The 20,745-nt window shown below is 66.8% G+C and carries 21 protein-coding genes; 8 read left to right on the plus strand and 13 right to left on the minus strand.

Features of this window, described 5'->3' with window-relative positions:
* The first annotated feature begins 60 nt into the window (after nt 1-60).
* From AB1411_13840 to AB1411_13865, 6 genes are all read left to right on the plus strand, one after another.
* Nucleotides 61-2,109 carry a sigma 54-interacting transcriptional regulator gene (locus AB1411_13840; GenBank protein MEW6544674.1) on the plus strand — a complete coding sequence of 683 codons (2,049 nt, stop codon included), beginning with the start codon at nt 61-63 and terminating at the stop codon, nt 2,107-2,109.
* A 172-nt stretch (nt 2,110-2,281) separates the two neighbouring features.
* Nucleotides 2,282-2,698: a hypothetical protein gene (locus AB1411_13845; protein ID MEW6544675.1), complete on the plus strand. Its 417-nt coding sequence runs from the start codon at nt 2,282-2,284 to the stop codon at nt 2,696-2,698.
* A complete protein-coding gene (locus AB1411_13850; protein MEW6544676.1) occupies nt 2,695-3,825 on the plus strand; it encodes an ABC transporter permease in 1,131 nt (376 codons plus the stop codon). The genes AB1411_13845 and AB1411_13850 overlap by 4 nt, the downstream gene beginning before the upstream one ends.
* A gap of 4 nt (nt 3,826-3,829) precedes the next feature.
* Nucleotides 3,830-4,639 (plus strand): ABC transporter ATP-binding protein, encoded by an 810-nt coding sequence (locus AB1411_13855; GenBank protein MEW6544677.1) that lies wholly within the window; start codon nt 3,830-3,832, stop codon nt 4,637-4,639.
* Nucleotides 4,636-5,616: an efflux RND transporter periplasmic adaptor subunit gene (locus AB1411_13860; protein MEW6544678.1), complete on the plus strand. Its 981-nt coding sequence runs from the start codon at nt 4,636-4,638 to the stop codon at nt 5,614-5,616. Before AB1411_13855 ends, AB1411_13860 begins: the two co-directional genes overlap by 4 nt.
* On the plus strand, nt 5,613-7,130 hold the full coding sequence (locus AB1411_13865) for an efflux transporter outer membrane subunit (protein ID MEW6544679.1): 1,518 nt from the start codon (nt 5,613-5,615) through the stop codon (nt 7,128-7,130). The genes AB1411_13860 and AB1411_13865 overlap by 4 nt, the downstream gene beginning before the upstream one ends.
* Nucleotides 7,131-7,143: 13 nt before the next feature.
* On the opposite strand, the gene AB1411_13870 is transcribed toward AB1411_13865, so the two are convergent.
* The 6 genes from AB1411_13870 to AB1411_13895 form a co-directional block, all read right to left on the minus strand.
* On the minus strand, nt 7,144-7,605 hold the full coding sequence (locus AB1411_13870; GenBank protein MEW6544680.1) for a DUF1566 domain-containing protein: 462 nt from the start codon (nt 7,603-7,605) through the stop codon (nt 7,144-7,146).
* Nucleotides 7,606-7,889: 284 nt separating this feature from the next.
* Complete coding sequence (locus tag AB1411_13875) at nt 7,890-8,261, minus strand: HI0074 family nucleotidyltransferase substrate-binding subunit (protein ID MEW6544681.1); 372 nt, start codon at nt 8,259-8,261, stop codon at nt 7,890-7,892.
* Nucleotides 8,258-8,584, minus strand: coding sequence for a nucleotidyltransferase domain-containing protein (locus tag AB1411_13880; GenBank protein ID MEW6544682.1), 327 nt, complete (start codon nt 8,582-8,584; stop codon nt 8,258-8,260). Before AB1411_13880 ends, AB1411_13875 begins: the two co-directional genes overlap by 4 nt.
* Before the next feature lie 65 nt (nt 8,585-8,649).
* On the minus strand, nt 8,650-9,630 hold the full coding sequence (locus AB1411_13885; GenBank protein MEW6544683.1) for a site-2 protease family protein: 981 nt from the start codon (nt 9,628-9,630) through the stop codon (nt 8,650-8,652).
* Between the two features lie 51 nt (nt 9,631-9,681).
* Nucleotides 9,682-10,524, minus strand: a complete 843-nt coding sequence (locus AB1411_13890) for an MBL fold metallo-hydrolase (protein ID MEW6544684.1) — start codon at nt 10,522-10,524, stop codon at nt 9,682-9,684.
* Nucleotides 10,525-10,644: 120 nt separating this feature from the next.
* Complete coding sequence (locus AB1411_13895; protein MEW6544685.1) at nt 10,645-11,124, minus strand: macro domain-containing protein; 480 nt, start codon at nt 11,122-11,124, stop codon at nt 10,645-10,647.
* Nucleotides 11,125-11,262: 138 nt separating this feature from the next.
* On the opposite strand from AB1411_13895, the gene AB1411_13900 reads away from it, so the two are divergent.
* Together AB1411_13900 and AB1411_13905 are read left to right on the plus strand one after the other, a co-directional pair.
* Nucleotides 11,263-11,556 (plus strand): DUF6516 family protein, encoded by a 294-nt coding sequence (locus AB1411_13900; GenBank protein ID MEW6544686.1) that lies wholly within the window; start codon nt 11,263-11,265, stop codon nt 11,554-11,556.
* On the plus strand, nt 11,553-11,927 hold the full coding sequence (locus AB1411_13905) for a hypothetical protein (protein MEW6544687.1): 375 nt from the start codon (nt 11,553-11,555) through the stop codon (nt 11,925-11,927). The genes AB1411_13900 and AB1411_13905 overlap by 4 nt, the downstream gene beginning before the upstream one ends.
* A 129-nt stretch (nt 11,928-12,056) precedes the next feature.
* On the opposite strand, the gene AB1411_13910 is transcribed toward AB1411_13905, so the two are convergent.
* The 7 genes from AB1411_13910 to AB1411_13940 all read right to left on the minus strand — a co-directional run bounded on the left by AB1411_13910 (nt 12,057) and on the right by AB1411_13940 (nt 20,488).
* Entirely contained in the window at nt 12,057-13,469 is a 1,413-nt protein-coding gene (locus AB1411_13910; protein MEW6544688.1) for a pitrilysin family protein, read from the minus strand.
* A 79-nt stretch (nt 13,470-13,548) separates the two neighbouring features.
* The gene (locus tag AB1411_13915; GenBank protein MEW6544689.1) at nt 13,549-15,120 is read right to left on the minus strand and encodes a pitrilysin family protein; all 1,572 of its coding nucleotides are present in this window, start codon (nt 15,118-15,120) and stop codon (nt 13,549-13,551) included.
* Nucleotides 15,121-15,140: 20 nt separating this feature from the next.
* Complete coding sequence (locus AB1411_13920; GenBank protein MEW6544690.1) at nt 15,141-15,800, minus strand: HAD-IA family hydrolase; 660 nt, start codon at nt 15,798-15,800, stop codon at nt 15,141-15,143.
* Nucleotides 15,797-16,369: a hypothetical protein gene (locus AB1411_13925; GenBank protein MEW6544691.1), complete on the minus strand. Its 573-nt coding sequence runs from the start codon at nt 16,367-16,369 to the stop codon at nt 15,797-15,799. The genes AB1411_13920 and AB1411_13925 overlap by 4 nt, the downstream gene beginning before the upstream one ends.
* Nucleotides 16,366-17,802, minus strand: coding sequence for a pyruvate kinase (gene pyk, locus AB1411_13930; protein MEW6544692.1), 1,437 nt, complete (start codon nt 17,800-17,802; stop codon nt 16,366-16,368). The genes AB1411_13925 and pyk overlap by 4 nt, the downstream gene beginning before the upstream one ends.
* Before the next feature lie 98 nt (nt 17,803-17,900).
* The gene (gene fumC, locus AB1411_13935; protein MEW6544693.1) at nt 17,901-19,313 is read right to left on the minus strand and encodes a class II fumarate hydratase; all 1,413 of its coding nucleotides are present in this window, start codon (nt 19,311-19,313) and stop codon (nt 17,901-17,903) included.
* Between the two features lie 383 nt (nt 19,314-19,696).
* Nucleotides 19,697-20,488, minus strand: a complete 792-nt coding sequence (locus AB1411_13940; protein MEW6544694.1) for a hypothetical protein — start codon at nt 20,486-20,488, stop codon at nt 19,697-19,699.
* Nucleotides 20,489-20,745 lie beyond the last annotated feature (257 nt).

The raw sequence follows: 20,745 nt of genomic DNA on the forward strand, positions 1-20,745 counted from the left end.
ATCCCCTGGAAGGGCGCTCGTCTTGGATCAGTCGGTCGATCCGTGCTAGAGTGCCCACATATGGGCACCCCGGACAACGGCGCGTTTCTGCTGGAGACGGTCGGGCGCTTGATCGGCTTGCGGGGTCTGCGCGAGTTCGACGAGGCCCTGGCTCGTGTGCTGGCCCGCCGCCTCAGCGTCGAAGTCACCGGCTTGTACCTCTACAGCGAGGCCGCCAACTCGTTCACGCCGGTTTCCAAAGCGCTGATCGACCCCGCCTCACCCGGCTATCATGTCGGGCAACTTCCCGCCGCAGGGACGATGAAGGAAGCGGCGCTGCAGGCCGGGCGGGCGCTCCTGTGCAACGACGTGGGCACTTCCTCCTGGGCGGAAGCCCGCGTCCTCCAACATGCCGGGCACAGCGCCGCTTCGGTGATCGTGTCGCCGCTGATCCTCCACGCCGGCGACGGGCACGTCCGGTCGCGAACGATCGCGGTCCTGGCCGCCGTGGCGATCGGCCGACGCGACGCCTTCACCGAGGAGGATCGGCGGCTCATGGAAGAAGTGGGCCGGCAGCTTGCGCCAGTGCTCGATTCGGTCCTCGCCGCGGAGGAACGCGACGCCTTGACGGAGATCAACAGCCGTGTCGTGGTCGGAGCGGTGACGATGGCAAGCCTGATGCCGGCGATCAAAGCGACCCTCCAGCGGGTGATCCCGCACGACGCGCACGGGCTCATGCGCTTCACGGAGGGCCCGCAGGGGCCCTGGTTCGAGCCGATCCACATCGAAGGGCTGAAGTTGGACGTGGAGGCGCTGCGGCCGTTCCCGTTCGAGCGGATGGCGCCGGCGGAAATGCTCGCGACCGGCCGGCCAGTGCTGATCACCGGCTACGGCCACGAACGGTTCGTCGAGGCCCCCTACTTCGAGTCACTGGGGCTGCTCTCCGCCATGCTCTGCCCGCTGACGGTGCGCGGCGGGCCCTACGGCTTTCTGGCCGTCGCCAGTCGGCGAAAGAACGCCTTCTCGGAGCGGGACCTGCGGCTGGCCGAGCAGATCGGCCTCAACCTCTCACAGGCCATCGCGAACCTGCTGGCCTACGAGGAGATCAGCCGCCTCAAGGACCAACTGGAGCAAGAGAACGTCTACCTGCGGGAGGAGATCGGCGCCTCGGTGGACTTCAAGGAGCTGGTCGGAGACAGCCAGGCGCTGCAACGGGCGCTCAAGGCCATCGAGAAGGTCGCGCCGACCGATTCCACCGTGCTGATCTCGGGCGAGACCGGCACGGGCAAGGAGATGGTCGCGCAGGCCATCCACCAGCTCTCGCCGCGCAAGGACCAGCCGCTGATCAAGGTCAATTGCGCCGCGCTGCCCCCGACCCTGATCGAATCCGAGTTGTTCGGCCACGAGAAGGGCGCCTTCACCGACGCCACGGCGCGCAAGATCGGGCGGTTCGAGCTGGCCAACCACGGCACCATCTTCCTCGACGAGGTCGGCGAGATCCCGCTCGACTTGCAGGCGAAGTTGCTGCGGGTGCTGGAGGCCCAGGAGCTGGAGCGGGTGGGCGGCAGCCAGACGATCGCATTGAACGTGCGCGTGCTGGCGGCGACGAACCAGGATCTCGAGCGGGCCGTGAAGGCCGGGGCGTTCCGCGCGGACCTGTACTACCGGCTCAAGGTCTTTCCGATCCGCGTTCCGCCGCTGCGGGAGCGGCGGGAGGACATTCCCATGCTCGCGCGGCACTTCGTGAAAAAGTACAGCGCCCGCCACCGCAAGGCCGTGACGAGGATCGGCTCCGCCACCCTGCGGGCCCTCGGCGCTTACGAGTGGCCGGGCAACGTCCGCGAGCTGGAGCACGTGATCGAGCGGGCGGTCATCCTTTCGCAGGGGCCGGTGCTGATCGTTGACGAATTCGAGGGCGAGGTCTCCGCTGGCTCCGTTGACCGACCGGCGAAGGGACCAAGAACGCTCAAGGACGTGGAACGGGCGCACATCCTGGACGTGCTGAACCAGACCAACTGGGTCGTGGCCGGCAAGAACGGCGCGGCGGCCCGCCTGGGGCTCAAGCGCTCCACGCTCCAGCATCGGATGCAGAAGCTCGGCATCCGAAAGTCCTTCCTCACCCGATCCTGAATCCTGCCCGTCTTTCGGCAGAAGTGCCCGCATGCGGGCGCTGGCGCGCCGCCGCGGTCCGATCGCTCCCCTCCCGTCTTTTCGGAATTTACCCGCTTGTCCAATCGGTTCGCTCTCCGGATCCGGCCCGCGCGAGACCGGGCACCTTTCCTGCTCCTCCCCCTGAACCGCCATGAGCGAGGGACGCACGACGCCGGAAGCGGTGAGTCACGCGGTGGAGGAATACCTCGGCCAGCGGCAGGCGGAGATCCTCCCTGCCGGCGACCAGTCCACGGGCGGGCGCCGGTTTACCTGGTGCGGGGACGTGCTGGAGTTCCTCGTCGAGGGGCTGGCCGAGCGGCTCGCAGCCCGCGGGATCACGTTCACGAGTCCCTTCCCCGGTCCGCTCCGCCTTTGGGACGAAGACCAGCAGCCGGACGGTCAGCACGTGCGGCGGTTTTGGACGACGGCGCTCGAGCGCGGGTGTCCGATCGCCAAGCTTTGCACGTTCTTCTTCCATCGCCACGACACCCCGGCCCTGCCGCGGGCGCCCAAGGTCGTCGGGTTTCCGCCGGACTATCTCGAAGAGCCCGAAAGGGACCGGGGATGAACTACGTCGCGCTCAAGATGCTGTTCGGCGACCGGGCCAAGTATCTGATGCTGCTCTGCGGTCTGGCCTTCGCGGTCATGCTGATCGTGCAGCAGGGTTCGATCTTCTGGGGCCTGATGATCTGGTCCCAGTCCGGGATCAGCAACTTGAACGTCCAGATCTGGGTGACCGATCCGAACATCAGCCAAGTGGAAGAGGTGAAGCCGATCGCGGACACGACCGTGGCGCGCGTGCGCTCCGTGCCGGGCGTGGAGTGGGCGGCGCCGCTCTTCAAGGGCGTCGTACGGGCCCGCCTCGCCAACGGCGAGTACCACCGCGTTTCGCTGGTCGGCCTGGACGCCGCCACCATGATCGGCCGACCGGCGCGGCTCTTCGAAGGGCGGATCGAGGACCTGCGCACGCCGGACGCGGTGGTGGTGGACCAGTGGGCCGTGCAGCGCATGGGCGGGCCGGACGTGGTCAAGGTCGGCGCCGTCTTCGAGATCAACGACAAGAAGGCGCGCGTCGTGGGGATCGCGAACATCCAGAAGGACTTCCAGAACATCCCCGCCGTCTACACGACCTTCGACCGGGCCGTCGCCTACGCGCCGCCCGAGCGGCGCGTCCTTTCTTACGTGCTGGCGAAGGCGAAGGACGGAGTGCCGGTCGGGGAGGTGACGAGACGGATTCGCGAGCAGACGGGCCTGGGGGCGTTCACCCAGGAAGAGTTTGGCATGAAGACGATCCAATGGGTGCTGAAGAACACCGGCATCGGCGTGAACTTCGGCACGACGATCGTGCTGGGCTTCATCGTCGGCATGGCGATCGCGGGCCAGACCTTCTATCTGTTCACGGTGGAGAACCTCAAGCAGTTCGGCGCGCTCAAAGCGATGGGCACCTCCACCGTCACCCTGGCCCGCATGATCATCCTCCAGGCCTTCACGGTGGGTCTGATCGGCTACGGAGTGGGGATCGGCCTGGCGACGCTCTTCGGTTACGTGACCGCCGGGGAGGGGCGGCTTCCCTTCGTCGAGACCTGGCCGCTGCTCGGCCTCGTCTTCGTCTCGCTCCTGGGAATTTGCACCGTGTCGGCCGCGATCAGCATCGTCAAGCTGGCCAAGCTGGAGCCGGCGATCGTCTTCAGGTGACCCAATGGAAGTCGACGCGCAGATCGAGCCGGAACAGCACGGCGTTGCTCCTCCCGCCGTCAAGGTCCGGGGCGTGATCAAGTCCTTCGGGACGGGAGACGCCAAGGTCGCGGTCCTTCGAGGCGTCAATCTGGAGGTCCAACTCGGCGAGCTCCTGCTGCTGGTCGGGGAATCGGGTGGCGGCAAGACGACGCTGCTTTCGGTGATCGCCGGCATCCTGGACATTGACGAGGGAGAGCTGGACGTGCTGGGCGTCCCGCTGCACCGGCTGTCCGGCGCGAGAAAAACCAGATACCGCGGCGAAACGATGGGCTTCGTCTTCCAGCAGTTCAACCTGTTGCCGGCGCTCACCGCGGCCGAGAACGTGGCGGTTCCCCTTTTGATCCACGGCACGCCAAGGGGGAAGGCGCTGAGCCGGGCACGGGCCATGCTCGACCGGGTCGACCTCGGCGACCGGACCGAGTTCCAGCCCGCCAACCTCTCCGTCGGCCAGCAACAGCGGGTGGCGATCGCCCGTGCCCTGGTCTCCGAGCCGCGGCTGCTCATCTGCGACGAGCCGACGGCGGCCCTGGACGGGGAGAACGGCCAGAAGGTCATGGCGATCCTGCGCGACGTGGGCCGCTCGCCGGAGCGGGCCGTGATCGTCGTCACGCACGACAGCCGGGTCTTCCACTATGGGGACCGGATTGCCGTGCTGACCGACGGCCGCATCGTGGGCGTCCACGAGGCGCCGAAGGCCCCGCTGCATCAAATCGGTCTCCAGGGGCTGGAGCCCGGTCAGGGTGATGCCGGACGACCGGAGGGTCAGCCATGATCGTGCTGCGGCGGATCAGTCTCTGGCTGGCCCTCGCGGGCGTGCTGTTCACCGGCTGGGTCCTGATGGCGGCCCGCCAGAAGGAGCCGATGCCGCCCCCCGTCGAGCCGCCGCCGACGAGCCCCTACGAGTACACGGTGGCGGCGGCCGGCATCATCGAGGCGGTCAACGAGAACGTGCGGATCGCGCCGCCCGTGGCGGGGCTGATCACCAAGGTCTTCGTCGTCGTCGGTGACCGGGTGGAAGCCGGCGCGCCGCTCCTGCAACTGGACGACCGCGATCTCCTGGCCCAACTCAACGTGCGCGAGGCGGCCCTCCCGCCGGCGCGTGCCCGGATCGAGGAGCAGCGGCACCGGGTCGAAGACCTCGAAGTGCAGTACAAGCGGTTCCAGGCCATCCACGACCGGCGCGCCGTGAGCGAGGACGACGTGAAGCGGACCTGGTATGCGATGGAGGCGGCCAAGCGGGTCCTCGTGCGGACCGAAGCCGACCTGGCCCAGGCCGTCGCCCAGCGGGACGAGACCAGGGTCCTGCTGGACCGGCTCACCGTGCGCGCGCCGCGCGCGGGTGCCGTCTTGCAGGTGAACGTGCGCGCCGGCGAGTACGCGACGCTGGGCGCCGCGGAACCCCTCCTCCTGCTCGGGGAGACGCAGCAGCTCCAAGTCAGGGCGGACGTGGATGAGGTCAACGCGCCGCTGGTGAAACCCGGCGCCCCCGGCGTGGCTTACCTCAAAGGGTTGACCGAGCACGCGATCCCGCTCTCGTTCGTCCGCATCGAGCCCTACATCGTCCCCAAGAAGTCGCTCACGGGGGACAACACCGAGCGGGTGGACACGCGCGTGCTGCAGGTCATCTATCGCTTTCCGCGTCCGTCGTTCCCGGTCTATGCGGGGCAGCAACTCGACGTGTTCATCCAGCGCGACCCGCCGGCCGATGCCCGTCGGCCGGCGCAGGCCGAGCCGGCCAAGACGCCATGACCGCTGCGCGGCTTCACAGAGGAAGAGGACTGCATCGTGCCGCACTGGCCTGGCTGGCCCTGGCCGGCTGCGTCCAGGGGCCGGACTACCAGAAGCCCGCCGTCGAGGTGCCCCAGGCCTGGGACGCGATGGGCGCGGGGCTGGCCCAGCCGGGCGTGCCGGTTTCCGCCGACAAGGTGCCGGAGGCCCGCTGGTGGCTGGAATTCCAGGACGAGGAGCTCAACGGTCTCATCGAGCGGGCCCTGATTGCCAACCACGACGTGCGACGGGCCGCCTCGCGCGTCATGGAGGGACGGGCCACGATGGTCGCGGCCGGCGCCGGCCTCTACCCGCAGGTCAACGTGCAGGGCGCCTATTCGCGCATCGAGATTTCCCGGAACACGCTGGCCGGGCTCGGCCTGGCCTCGGGCGGCGGCGCCTCGCCGCAGACCTTCGCCACGCCGGGCAAGGGCTTCGACCTCTATAACGCGCCCGCCGACCTGCGCTGGGAGTTGGACCTCTGGGGCCGCATCCGCCGCGGGATGGAAGCGGCTTCGGCCGAGGCCGATGCGCTGGAGCAGGACCGCCGCGCCGTCGTCCTGTCCCTGATCAGCGACCTGGGCCAGGCCTACTTCCGCCTCCGCGAGCTGGACGAGCAGATCACGATCGCCGAGAAGAACCTGGCCCTGCGGAAAGACTCGTTGGGCATCATCCAGACCCGCGCCTCCGTCGGCCTCGCGTCCGAGCTGGACGTGAAGCGGGCCGAGGTGCTGGTGGCCGAGAGCGCCGCGCAGATTCCGGAATTCAGGCGGCTGCGCGAGGTCGAGCTCCACCACATCGAGGTCCTGTGCGGCGCGCGGCCGGGCACGCTTGCCTTGCTTCCCAAGCCGCTCCGCCACGTGGTCGTGCAGCCGGAGATTCCGGTCGGGCTCCCGTCTCAATTGCTCGAGCGGCGGCCCGACATCCTGCAGGCGGAGCAGACCCTCGTCGCGGCCAACGCGCGCATCGGAGAGGCCCGCGCCTATTTCTTCCCGCGCCTCTCGATCACGGGGCAGGGCGGGGTCCAGAGCGTGGACTTCCGCAACTGGTTCTCCTCCAACAGCCAGACCTACAGCATCGGGCCGTCCGTCACGCTTCCGATCTTCCTGGGCGGGACCAACGTGGCCCGCCTGGATGCGGCCGAGGCACGCTATGCGCAGATGCTGGAAGCCTATCAGCAGACCATCCTGAACGCGTTCCGAGAGGTCGCCGACCTGCTGGTCTCGATCCGGAACCGGACCGACCAGCGGGAGCAGCAGCGCCTACAAGTCCAGGCGGCGCAGACCGCACTGGAGCTGGCGCAAGTCCGGTATAAGGAGGGGCTCGTGACCTACCTGGACGTGCTGGAAGCGGAGCGGACGATGCTGAACGCCGAGCTCCAACTCGTGCAGACCGAGCGGGCCAGGCTGGCCGACATGGTGGGCCTCTTCAAAGCCCTGGGCGGCGGATGGGAGCTCGAACAGCCGGTCGTGTCTTCGGTGACACAGCCTGGGTGATTGGATTTCCCCCTCATTTCACGGGGCTGCCCAGGACGCACCAGACGCGTCGCGTGCCGGACTTCTGGTCGGTGACCGCCTCGCCCGAGAAGAAGCTCACCTGCCAGGCCACGATGTCGTCGGTGGGCGACGGGGTGGCGGTCCAGTAAATGGCGGACTTGATGTTCGAGAAGGGATGGTTCTTGGGCAGGGCGGGATCCTTCTGCTCCGGATCAATGAGGCTCTTGAGCTCGTCCACCGTCGGCGCCCGCCAGCCGGTCTTGCCGCCGACCGTCTTCGCCGCGCACCGTTCCACCGAGCGGCTCCAGACGTCGTGCTCCAGATCCGGGGCCCGCTCCCAGATCAGGCCGGTCTGAGCGTCCTTCACCCCCGCCCCGTCCAGCACGAGCGCGAACCGCTCGGCCGCTGAGACCACGGCCTGAAGGCAGCACACCGCCAGGATACTCAGACTGACGAAGCACGCCCTAGTTGACATCTCCATTGTCCTCCAGCGCCTTCCGCACCGTCATTGGCCCCTTCATCAGCCAGACCATAGACCATGTTTCCGCATCGAATTTGAACCTTCGACGCCCGCAGTATAAGTCTCCATACCCTGCTCGGCAAGAACGCTTAGGCAGCCGGTTCTTCCGATATCGTTTTCCGGGCTACACGCCGGACGAGTACGCGCGCAAACGCGAGGAGCTCGGGATCGCGCGGACGGCCTGCGAAGAAGGGATCGCCCTGGTGGGAGAGCCCGCTGGATCGTAAGCTTGAGGATCGTCAAGGCACACACAGGAGCCGCTTCACCAATCCGTCGAGCAGCGGCACATAATTGGGGAGCCGGTGAAAGACCGACTTGGCCACTTGCTCGTCATAGGTGTGGGCCGTCCGGTTGCGATCCTCCAACATGGCGAGCCACCCCTGCTCGTCCGTAATCCAGCCGCTTTTGAAGGCCAGCTTCAAGCAGCCTTTCGGTGATTGACAATCAAGCCCCTCTTCCCGCGCCCGCTCCTGTACGGCCTTCCAGGCCAGTTCAAAACAAAACTCGAAGCGCTGGATCGCGGCGTCGCGACTGATGTCCGTCTCTGGAACCTCCAGCGCATCGCGGAGCCGGGCGACCGACGTCCGCAAGCTCTCCAGTCGGACCGTCACAATCTGACCCCGTGCCGCAGGACCTCTTCCTTGAGCCGCGCCCCGACCGCGCTCAGGTCCACCAAGTCCACCTCGTAGAGCGTCGGCAATTCCTCCACCGCTTCGCGCAGGACCGCCAGTTGATCGGGTGGGATCAGGCGACCGGTCGAAACCGCAATGTCGAGGTCAGAGTGGGGCTGCGCTCGGCCTCCCGGCCATGAGCCGAACCACAGCACGGCCGCCTCGTGACCCAGGATTTTTCTCGCAAGTCGGGCGACTTCCTGCGCCACCTCGGTCGCCCGGCTCGCGACTTCGAGTTGCACGGTGCGGGACAGCTCAACCATCGGCTCCTCTTTCGTCAGCGCGCGGCATCAGTCTACTCCTAGCCGCGCGCCAGTCAAGAGATTCCCTAATGGACCGAAAACGGGATCGGTGCGAACGTCAGGACGAAGATCGCCAGCGCGAACCAGCCGACCCAGACGCGGGTCCGGCCCAGCGCGGCGTGCGGATCTATGACCGGCGGGTGGGTCAACCCCAGCATCCCCGCCATGCCGGCCCAGAGGAACCAGCCGGGCCAGCCGATGAAGCCGAGCACCAGCAGCACCGGCACGATCGCGAGCGCCATCGTCCGCTGCCGCTCCCCCCAGAGGGCGTAGGCCACGTGACCGCCGTCCAGTTGCCCGATCGGAATCAGGTTCAGCGACGTCACGAAGAGCCCGAACCAGGCGGCGAAGCCGACCGGGTGGAGGACCACGTCGTAGCCCTCCGGCACGGAGCCGAGCACCAGCCAGGAGACGAGCTGCAGCAGCAACGGCTCGCCGAGGTGGATCCCGAAGGCCCGCTCGTTCTCCACGATCGTGGAGAGCTCGAGCCCGACGACCAGCGCCGCGACCGCCACGACGAACCCGGCGATCGGTCCGGCCACGCCGATGTCGAACAGCGCCTTCCGGTTCAGGATCGGGCTGCGCATGCGGATGATCGCGCCGAAGGTGCCGATGAAATGCGGCGGGCCGGGGATGAACAGGGGCAGGGAGGCCGGCACCCGGTGGATGCGCGACAAGATGTAGTGCCCCAACTCGTGCGTGACCAGGATCGCGAGCAGCGTGCCCGCGAACGGAATCCCCTTGAGCAGGGCCGACGGGTCTTCCAGCAGGAACTGCCAGGCCCCCTGCATCGGCGCGGTTCTCGTCGCGTAGGCCCCGGCCCAGAGGGTGGTGAAGACAGTGGCCAGGAACAGGCAGAGCGGCAGGGTCCGGTCGGAGAAGCGCCGGCGCGGCCTTTCGGGCTCGACCGGCATCGCAGGCGGCGCCTGGTCCAGATCCAGAATCTCAATCCGGCGGATGTCCCGATCCTCGTCCATGTCGCGTTCCCATTCTCGGCTGTTCGCCATCCTTGCCCCGTTACGAGTGACCAATGACGAGTGGCCGACGACGCTCCTCTTTCACGCCTCAGCGGCAAACGGATTGTGGGCCGCTTCCTCCCGCACCGTGGTCGCCGGCCCGTGGCCCGGCAGGAGGACCGTCTGCTCCGGCAGCGTCAGCACCCGCCGCCGCACCGACTCCAGGTGGGCCGGATAGAGTGAGAAGGGGTTGGCGCGGCCGATGGAGCCGGCGAACAGGGTGTCCCCCACCAAGCAGAGGGCCCGAGCGCCGTTCTCCACGCGATAGCAGATGCCGCCGGGCGTGTGGCCGGGCGTGGTCATGCACCGCACCGTCAGCCGTCCCACGGGGATGGCCCGCCCGTCTTCGGCCGTCACGACCAGGTCACGCGGCGGACGCCAGGAGAGCAGGCTCAGGTCCGCCTGCCCAATATACACCGGCACTCGACGGTGCTGCAGAATCACGTCCAGCCCCTCGGCATGGTCGGCATGGCCGTGCGTCAAGCAGACGGCCTTGAGCGCGAGTTCGTTCCGGTCCAGGACCTCCAGCATCGCCTCCGCGTTGTAGGCCGTGTCCACGAAGACCGCTTCGCCCCCGTCGTGCAGGACGTAGCCCTTGACCGCGTAGCCGCCGACCGAGCCGTGGACGGTCGTGACCTCGCCCGTTGCCTCCGGAACCGGCGCGGGCGTCCAGCCCTCGACGATCTTCGCCAGCGACTCGCTCCGAAGCCCGAGCGCCGAGGCGAGGGCCTGGACTTCGCTCCTGGTCGGCAGCCGTCCGCCCCGCTCCAGCACCGTCAGGTCGCCGGCCTGGAGGCCGGTCCTCTGGGCCAGGTCGCCCACCGACAGACCTTGCCCCGTCCGGGCCTTCTTCACGATGTCGCAGAAGTCGTCCTCGAGTGGCATGGGTCCAAGAGCCGATGGCTGATGGCCTATAGCTTATGGCCCGTCCCAACTGAAAGAAACACTCCGACCATATGCCATGAGCTATACGCTATAAGCTCTTCAAGCTTTCCTTCCAGGCGCTCACCATCCCCGGATCCACGTCACGAGCAGGACGGAGCGGAGGTTCCTGGCCTTGAAGGCCTTGATCTCTTTCAGCATCAGCGAGGCCGCCTCCTCGTGCGCCACGCCGCCGACGCCCGTGCCCATCCCCGGAATCGCCACGGTGGCCAGCCCCCGCTCGTCGGCCAGCTTCAAGGCCGCCCTCGTGGCCTTGGCCACGTTCTCCGCCGGAATCCGCACGGCCGGCTCCGGCATCGTCGGCGCATGGATGATGCCCTGGAACTTCGTCTTCCCGCCCGTCGTCAGCACCGCGCTTCCGACCGGGATCGGGGCGAGCCGCCGCGCTTCCGCCTCCACCTCCGGCCCGGCCGCCCGCTTGATCACGCCCGCCACGCCGCCCCCCATGATCCCGCGGCTGTTGGCCGCGTTCACGACCGCCTGCGCGTCGGCCTCCAGAATGCTGCCGTGAACGACGACGATGTGGAGGAGGTCGGTGCCCATCTGGTCAGCCCTAAGCCGCCTGCCAGTGAATCACAGTACCTTGTCCGGATCGGTCAATCAAGAGACGACAAAGCAGACACTGCGACCTCGCGAAGAACGCTTCCTTGACACCCGTCATGATATGGTGTCTACTGCCATATGCCGAAGGCGAAACTGGTCCTCCATACGAGATACATTGACGAGCAGGGAGGGCTGGTGGAAATGAAGGCGTATCACGTCCCAAAGACAGCGAACGCGCCTCACGGGTTCAAATACTCGCTGGTCTATATCCGAGGCGGTCAGCGATTGGTCGGCTACGACAACCATGAACGCAAAGGCGATCATCGGCACTACTTGTCCGACACGGCACCTTACGTCTTCACGACCGTTGATCGGCTGATCGAGGACTTTCTTCGGGATGTGGGCGCGATCAGGAAGGAGAGCAAACGATGAGAGTCAAACGGCTCAAGGTCGGCATCCGCCCCCTGGAGAAAGGGCTGCGGGAATTCGGCGCGACACTCAAGGCGCTTCAGGCTGGACGAAAAGTGGCCAAGCGCACCGGAACCTACTTCGTCAGCGTGGAAGCGATGCGCCAGGTGCTCACGACGTCACGCCTGGCCCTGCTCCACCTGATTCGGACGCGACGCCCTCGATCCATTGCAGCGCTGGCCAAGCTGGCCCGCAGGGACTTCAAAAACGTCCACGCCGACTTGCAGCTTCTTGCCAACCTCGGGTTGGTCCAACTCGAGCCGGGTGCTCACGCCCGCGACTCCGTCACTCCAACCGTCTCCTTCGAGCGGATCCAATTCGAAATCGCGGTGTGAGCGAGGCCTTTATCCAGTTTCTTCTTCGTAAGAGCGGGTGGCGCTGACCAGTCCCTCTGCTGCCCGCGTTCTTTCACCTTCATTCCCCTCCCAACAAGTCTGCCGCCTTGTACTCCACGGCCGTACTCTTTATCCCTCGGGCGGCAGCTTGATCTCCTGCACCTCGCCGAAGCCCGAGAGCACCTGCGGGAGCGCGTCGGGCGGGCCGACCGCCAGGATGCGGAGCTGCTCCGGATGGAGGTGGGTGCGCGCCGCGTTCAACAAATCCTCCTTCGTCAGCGCCACCACCTTGTCCCGCAGCCGCTGGAGAAAGTCTTTGGGAAGCCCGTCGTACTCCAGGCCGATCAGCCGGCCCACGACCGCGGAGGGGCTCGTGAACGAGAAGACGAAGGAGTTGACGAACGCCTCCTTGGCCTGGGCCAGCTCTGCGTCGGTCACCGGCTCCCGCTGCAGCCGCTCCATGTTGGCAACCAGGCGGCTGACGACCTCCTGCGTGGAGGCAAGCTTGGTCTCCGCCCGCATCGCCCAGACCCCCTGCTCGCGCACGCCGGCGCGGATCGAGCTGCCGACCGAGTAGGCCAGTCCCTGCTTCGTACGCACGTCCTGGAAGAGGCGGCTGCGGAAGCCGCTTCCGCCCAGGATGTCGTTGAGCAGCGTGAGGGCCGGAAAGTCCGGATCGCTCTCCTTCACGGAGAGGTGCCCGGCGCGCAGGTGGGTCTGGGTCGTTCCCTTGCCGATGAACCGGACGACCCGCTTGTCGGCCCTGGCTTCGTCCGCCGCGACCGGCGGCCAGGCGATCTCCGGGACCGGCCCCGGCTTCCACGACCCGAAGACCTCGCGCAGGAGCGCCAGCACCTCGTCCCGCTGGAAGTCCCCGGTCACGCCCAGGATGATCCCGTTGGGATGGACGGTGCGGGCATGAAAGGCCTGTAGGTCCTCGCGCGTGATCCGCGTGACGGACTCGACCGTGCTCTCGCGGGCGAACGGATGCGTCGGACCGTAGAGCAGCTTCGCGAATTCGCGTCCGGCGATGGACTGGGGTTGGTCCTGCCGCCGGCGGATGCCCTCGATGGCCTGGAGCTTGGCCAACTCCACCCGGCCCGGATCGAAGGCCGGCATTGTGAGGACGTCGGCGAAGAGCTGGAGGCCGCGCCGCAGGTCCTTCTTCAGCACGTCCAGCATGGCCGAGCCGGACTCCGTGCCGATCCCGACCGAGACCACCGCGGCGAGCTGCTCCAACTCCTCGTCCACCTGTTGGGCGGACATGCGCCGGGTGCCGCCCGTCCGCATGGTGGCGCCGGCGATGGCGGCGAGGCCGACCTTGTCGGGCGGGTCCAGCCAGGCGCCGGTGCGCAGGCTCGCGCTCATGGTGACGAGCGGGAGCTCGTGGTCCTCCAGCAGATAGACCACCATGCCGTTCTCGAGCACCAGACGCTCCGGCTCCGGCGGCGTGAACTGGACCGTTTCGAACTGCATGAGCCGGGGGTCGTCCGGCTGCGGCTCCGCCCCAACGGCCCAGACAGGCCCCAGGAAGGCAAGCATGAGTGCGGCAGGGAAGGTCAAGCCCGCAGCCCTCATCCATGCGTTCGCGTTGGACGTTTCACGTCTCACGTTTGACGTCTCACGGCTTCGCGTTCCGTTTCACCAGCGTCGCGACGGTGCGGTTCGCCTTCACGAAGTATCGGGCCGCCACCCGCTGGATGTCGGCCGGCGTCACCGCCGCGATCCGTTCCCGCACGGCGAGCACGTACCGCCAGTCCCCCGCAACGGTCTGGAAGAACGCGAGCTGGGAAGCCAAGCCGCTGTTGGACCGCAGCGACCGCAGGAGGGCCGCGTCCAGGTTGTTCAGGACCTTCTCCAATTCCCTGGCGGAGACGGGCTCGGTCTTGAGCCGCGTCAGTTCCTCGTCGATCGCGGCCTCCAGCTCCGCCGTCGTGTGCGGGGCGAGCGGGGAGGCGCTGATCACGAACAGGTTCGGGTAGCGGAGGCCGGGAAAGCCGGAGTCCGTGCTGACCGACGCGGCCAGCCGCTTCTCCCGGACCAGCCTCTGGTACAGCCGCGACGTGACGCCCTCGGACAGCAGCGAGTCGATCACGTCGAAGACGTAGTCGTCCGGATGGCCCAGGGCCGGCTTGTGGTAGCCGACCACGAGGATCGGCTCGGCGTCGAACTCCACCTCGACGCGCCGCTCCCCTCTTTGCGGCGGCTCGCGCGGGACGACCGGCGGCGGGGGCGGGCCGGCGGGAATCTTGCCGAAGGTCCGTTCGACCAGCGCGACGACCTCCGGCGGATTGATGTCGCCGACGACCGCCACCACCGCGTTGGCCGGCCCGTAGTAGGTGCGGAAGAAGGCCTCGGTCGCGGCGGGCGTGAGCGAGAGGATGTCCGAGCCCCAGCCGATGGTCGGAAACCCGTAGGGATGGGCCTGGAACGCCGCCGCCGCAAACGCCTCGTAGAGGAGCCCGTTGGGGCTGTCCTCGGTCCGGAGCCGCCGCTCCTCCATGACGACGGCGCGCTCCTTGTAGAACTCGCGCAGCACGGGGTCGGCCATCCGGTCCACCTCGATCGCCGCCCAGAGGGGCAGGCGGTTGGCCGGCAGGCTGACGGTGTAGCGGGTGACGTCCTTGCCGGTGGAGGCGTTCAACCCGACCGCCCCGTGGCGCTGATAGAGGAGCGCCATCTCGTTGCCGACCACGAGCGCATCGGCCTGGCTCTGGACCTCCCTGAAAGCTTGTCGCTTCTGCTGGAGCTCCGGCGAGTCCTCCTTGCCGCTCGCCTTCAACCGGGCCTGCAGCCGCTCGATCTCGTCGCCCAGCCGGTCCAGCTCAGCCAGCAGCGGCCTCTCCCGCCCGTAGTCCCTGGTGCCGAGCGTCCTCGTGCCCTTGAACGCCATGTGCTCGTAGAGGTGGGCGACGCCGGTCTCGCCCGTGTGCTCGTTCGCCCCGCCGACGCCGAACGTGAGGTTGAGGGACACGACGGGCGTCTGGTGCCGCTCGACCATGAGCACCGTGAGCCCGTTCGCGAGCCGGTGCTCGACGACCCGCTCGGCGAGCCCCGCCCCGCCGGCGTGCACCCATCCACCGAGCAGACAGAGACCGACCATCACGCCCAGCATGACCAGCCGGCGGGGCGGGCGTCGCTCGTATCCCGTCGTTCGTGGCGCGTGAACCTCCGAGTACGAGATACGCTTCACGCACAACGCTTCACGGTCTTTCATGCAAAGAGCCCGATCAGGTCTTCCGGTCGCTCGATGAACCAGTCGGGCCGGCAGGCCAGCATCCGCTCCCGGTTGCCCATGCCGTAGCCGACGGCGCAGACCCGGATGCCGGCGCTGTGCCCGCCCTTGATGTCGTTCGTGCTGTCGCCGATCAGGACCGTGCGGTCGGGGCCGACCTTCAATTCCTCCATGACCCTGAGGAGCATGCCCGGCTCAGGTTTGAGCCCGTAGCCGTTGTCGCCGCCAACGACGTAGGTGAAGTGGTGGGCCCCCAGCCCCTCGAGAATCTTCGTCGTGTACTCGAGCGACTTGTTCGTGGCCACGGCCTTCTTCTTGTCCGTGAAATGGGCCAGGACCCGTTCGACGCCGGGGTAGAACTTGGTGCGATCCAGGCAGTGGGTGAGGTAATGGCCGCGGAAGACGCGCAGCGCCTCTTCGTAGCGCGCCTGGTTCTCCTCCCCGACGGAGAGTTTCAGCAGCCGCTTCACCCCGTCCCCGACGAAGCCGAAGATCTCCTCCTGGCTGCGCAGCGGGAGCGACAAATCGGCCAGGGTCAGGTTGACCGAGGTCGCGATGTCCCACTTGGACTCGATGAGGGTCCCGTCCAGGTCGAAGATCAGCAGCTCGACCGGTTCTTTCGCCTTCGCGCGCGTCACGGCTCCTTCCCGACCTTTTTCAGCTCGTCCCGCAGCTCGGTCAGCTTGCCCAGCTTGGCGCCGTCCGTCTCCTGCAACATGGCCTGCCGGACGAAATTGATCAGCCGCTTCCGCCCGACGTGCGGGGGGGCCATCGGCTCGACGATCCGCCACCGGTCCCGGACCGCCTTGACCCGGAACCGCACTTCCTCGACGCGGGGCTCAGGCAGGAACGAGGCCGCTTCCCAGTACATGGCCCCCAGCACCCGGAACTTCACCGGGATGACGACCTCGTAGAGGTTGACGACCTCCCAGGCCTTGATGTCGTCCACCACCTCGTAGCTCTCCACCACGATCACCTTACCCCAGGCCGGCTCTTCCTTCCAGGTGATGAAGGGCTTGAGGGTCTCCCAGGACAGGGGCTCCAGCCGCGCGCCCTTCATGTCCAGCGAGACGTAGGCCTTCACCACGCCGACCGGGTCTTTCTTCAGGTCGCCCGTGGCGGCCCGGCCGTCGCCGGCCGCGACGAGGAGGAAGAGCGCCGCCGCCAGACCGACCGGCCATCTGACCGCGCGCCGCGCCGTCTTCATGAGACTTCGTGGAGTTTCATGGCGTTCGTGCCGCCCGGCTGCCCGACGAGCGTGCCGGACAGGATCACGATCCGGTCCCCGGCCGCCGCCAGCCGCTCCTCCTTCAGCCGGCGCTCGACCTGGAACACCCGCTCGTCCGCCTGCATGATCCGCGGCATCGTGCGGGGCAGCACGCCCCAGTAGAGGGCCATGCGCTGCCGCACGGACTCGGACGGAGTGAAGGCGACGATCGGCGCCGCCGGCCGCTGCTTGGCCAGCAGCCGTGCCGTGGTCCCGGACTCGCTGAAGGCCACGATCGCGCGGGCGCCGGTCGCCCCCGCCCCGCGGGAGGCCGCTTCGCAGATGGACTCGGGAATGGACCGGGCCCCCTCCCCGGCCGCGGGCCGCTCGTCCCCAGGCGCTCCGCGCCCGCCCGTCTCGGCCTCGGCCGTCCGGACGATGCGGTCCATCACCCGCACCGCCTCCACCGGATACTGCCCCCTGGCCGTCTCCGCGGAGAGCATGACCGCGTCGGTCCCGTCGAAGACCGCGTTGGCCACGTCGGAGGCCTCGGCCCTGGTCGGGCTCGGATGCGCCGTCATGGACTCCAGCATCTGGGTGGCGGTGATCACCAGGCGCCGGCGCCGGTTGGCTTCCCGGATGATCCGCTTCTGGAGCACCGGCACGACCTCCGGCCCCATCTCGACGCCCAGGTCGCCCCGCGCGATCATGACGCCGTCCGCCTCGTCCAGCAGCGGGCCCAGCGCCTCGATCGCCTCCGGCCGCTCGATCTTGGCGATGACCGGCACGTCGGCCCCGCAGGCCCCGATCAGCTTGCGGGCCTCGGCCACGTCGTCCGGTCCCCGCACGAACGACAGGGCCACGTAATCCACGCCCTGCGCGAGCCCGAACCGCAGGTCCTCCCGGTCCTTCTCGGTCAGCGTCGGGACGCGCACCCTCGTCCCGGGCAGGTTGATCCCCTTGTGCGCCCTGATCCGCCCGCCCGTGACGACCCGGCACTCCACCGCACCGCCCGCCACCTGCTCGACCATGAGCGCGATGAGCCCGTCGTCGATCAGGACCCGGGCGCCCGGCTGCACGTCCTCCGACAGCTCCGGGTAGGTGACCGGAATCTCGTTGGGCCGGAGCGGCCCGCGCGACGGCGCCTGATCCGGAACCAGGACGACCCGCTGCCCCGTGGCCACCTCCATGCCGCCGCCGGCCAGCTCGCCGACGCGGATGCGCGGCCCCTGCAGGTCCTGGATGATCGCGACCGCCGCGCCCAGGCGGGCGGCCACGGCGCGCACCGCCTTGATCGCCCGGCGGTGGGACTCGGGCGTGCCGTGGGAGAAGTTCAGCCGGGCCGCGTCCATGCCGGCCTGGATCAGCCGGTCCAGCACCTCCGGCTGGTCGCTGGCCGGCCCGATCGTGCACACGATCTTGGCTTTGCGCATCAACAACCCCGTCACTCGTCATGCGTCATGCGTCATTCGGGAGGAATTCCCGCGACCTTCTCGTCACGCTTGACGGATGACGAGCGACGAATGACGGCTTACGCGTCGGGCCCGAGCATCTTCTCCGGCTTGACCAGCGCATCGAACTCCTCGCCGGTGAGGTACCCGAGCTCCAGGCAGGCTTCCCGCAGCGTCTTCCGCTCCTCGTAGGCCTTCTTCGCGACCTTCGCCGACTTATCATACCCGATGCGCGGCGAGAGCGCGGTCACCAGCATCAAGGACCGGACCAGGAACTCGTGGATCCGCTCGCGGTCGGCCTGGATGCCGACGACGCAGTGCTCGGTGAACGACCGGCACGCATCGGCCAGGAGCCGGATGGAGTGGAGCAGGTTGTGGATGATGACCGGTTTGAAGACGTTCAGCTCGAAGTTCCCCTGGCTCCCCGCGATCGAGATCGCCGCGTCGTTTCCGAACACCTGCGCGCAGACCATCGTCATGGCCTCGCTCTGGGTCGGGTTGACCTTGCCCGGCATGATCGAGGAGCCCGGCTCGTTGGCCGGCAGGACCAGCTCGCCGAGCCCGCAGCGGGGGCCGGAGCCCAGCCAGCGGACGTCGTTGGCGATCTTCATCAGCGAGCAGGCCAGGGTCTTCAGGGCACCGCTGGCCATCACGAGCGGATCGTGGCTGGCCAGGGCCGCGAACTTGTTCGGTGCGGAGACGAACGGCAGGCCCGTGGCCGCGGCGATCCTGGCCGCGGCGCGGGTCGCGAACTCCGGGGGCGCGTTCAGGCCGGTGCCGACCGCGGTGCCGCCGAGCGCCAATTCATAAAGGTGCGGGAGCACGGACCGGAGCCGCACCAGATCCTGGTCGAGCTGCGCCACGTAGGCGGAGAACTCCTGCCCCAGGGTGAGCGGGACCGCGTCCATCAGGTGCGTGCGCCCGATCTTGACGATGTCCGCGAACTCCGCGGCCTTGGCCTGGAGCGCGTCGCGCAGCTTCGTGACCGTCGGGATCAGCCGGTGCGTGATCTGCTCCGCCGCCGCGACGTGCATCGCAGTCGGGAAGGTATCGTTGGAGGACTGGGACATGTTCACGTGGTCGTTGGGGTGGATCGGGTCCTTGCTCCCCATCTTCCCGCCGGCCAGCTCGATGGCCCGGTTGGAGATGACCTCGTTCGCGTTCATGTTGGTCTGGGTGCCGCTCCCCGTCTGCCAGATGCGCAGCGGAAAGTGGTCGTCCAGCTTCCCCTCGATCACCTCCTGGGCGGCGGCGAGGATCAGCTTGGCCTTGTCCTCCGGCAGCCGCTTCAGGTCCTGGTTGACCTCGGCGGCGGCCCGCTTGAGGATGCCCAAGGCCCGGATCAGCTCCCGGGGCATGACGTCCTGGCCGATGGCGAAGTGGTGCAGGGAGCGCTGGGTCTGGGCCCCCCAGTAGCGATCGGCCGGGACCTCGATCGCGCCCATGCTGTCCGTCTCGCGCCGGGTCGCCCCCGGCTTGGTCTGCTCGGTCATTCCGATTCCTCCATGTTCGCAGCGATGCAGGGAGAATAGACGAAGATTCCCCCGCGCGGCAAGGGTTTTATCCAACTTCTTTTCCTTGTAAGTTCGACTCCGCCACCTGACCGAGACTTGGTTAGGTACAGGTCAACTTGACGGCATAGTGCCAGTGACACTATAGTGATGTCATAGTGATATCATAGTGGTGCCAGTGGTAGCGCGGTGCATTACCAAAGCAATGCCCTACCCCTCAAATTAACCCTTCGGCGGGAGGTGCTTGATGGGAATGTATAACGCGATGATGGAAGGGATTGAAAAGAGACTAGAACAGTTGAAACGGGAAGGGAAACTGCATTTGCTGACTAAAGTTACTACGACAGGGGAAATCTCTGAAACTTTCACTTTCGAGCCGGAACCCGAGAAGGACTCGAAGCCGGAACAACATAAGTAAGGTTTAGATTTTTTATTTCCGAATACTTCAAGACTAAGCAGCTACTCGGCGTTATTTCCTTCCAATCGAAGGTCGGGTCCATCGCATAGTTTTTTCTCAGCTCACCCCTCTGAGCCTGCGTTAGGAACAAATCCTTCAGAGTTCCGTCTTCCTCAGTAGTAAAGCCGGAAACCATTCCCCTGTAGAGCCTCGTTTTCCCAGGAAATCCATCAACCGGAATGTAAGTAAGTGCCTCCGCAAACACGAAGACCTCAGCTCCAGTGTATGGAAGTGGAACTTTGGGACGGAGAAGTCTGTATAGCCAAGGGTTGCGGAATTCAAAGACTTTTGGCCATGTGATGTCGAGACGGTATTTCCATACGTAATGACGTAGGGCATGGCCGATCACAACCGCATAGAGGACGGTGGTAACAAAATATGTAATGACGAGTCCCGCATCTGCATAGATCGCATCCACAATGGCTGTGTCACCTTTCTCATAGCTGCCAGAGAGTAATTGGAACAGTGAGGAAAATCGAAGATGGGTTTCCATCCCCCCTACGTGTTTCCATAACTCCACGATACATACTCCAATGAAGTGGAACGGAAGTGCGTAGAGAAAAGCTCGGGCTATATCATCCGTCCCGCTTTTGGGCAGCACCTGCCGAGTAAATTCGTGAGAATAATAGCAGGACCTCACTAGATATCCAGGAATCGCGAGAACCAGAATAACGAGGGTCGTTAGAGCGATGTTGCCCATTCAGGCACCCGTCAGCTTCAACCCCCTCAGGAATACGCGGCCGCTGAAGCCTATTCGTTAAGCTAGTACTTCATTGTAGACGTGCCCCCCAGTGTACGACAAACTGGTACAAAAGTGAATGGACAGATGACCCCCTCCCCAAAACTAGACCGTAGTGAGCTGGAAATTTCGCTCTTCCTGCAGCCCGGTTTCGGCCGCGCGTTGCGTGAATTCCCTGGGCGTTAAATCCCCGAGCGCGCTGTGTGGCCGGTGCTCAT

The organism is Nitrospirota bacterium (assembly GCA_040757595.1).
GTDB lineage: Bacteria > Nitrospirota > Nitrospiria > Nitrospirales > Nitrospiraceae > JBFLWP01.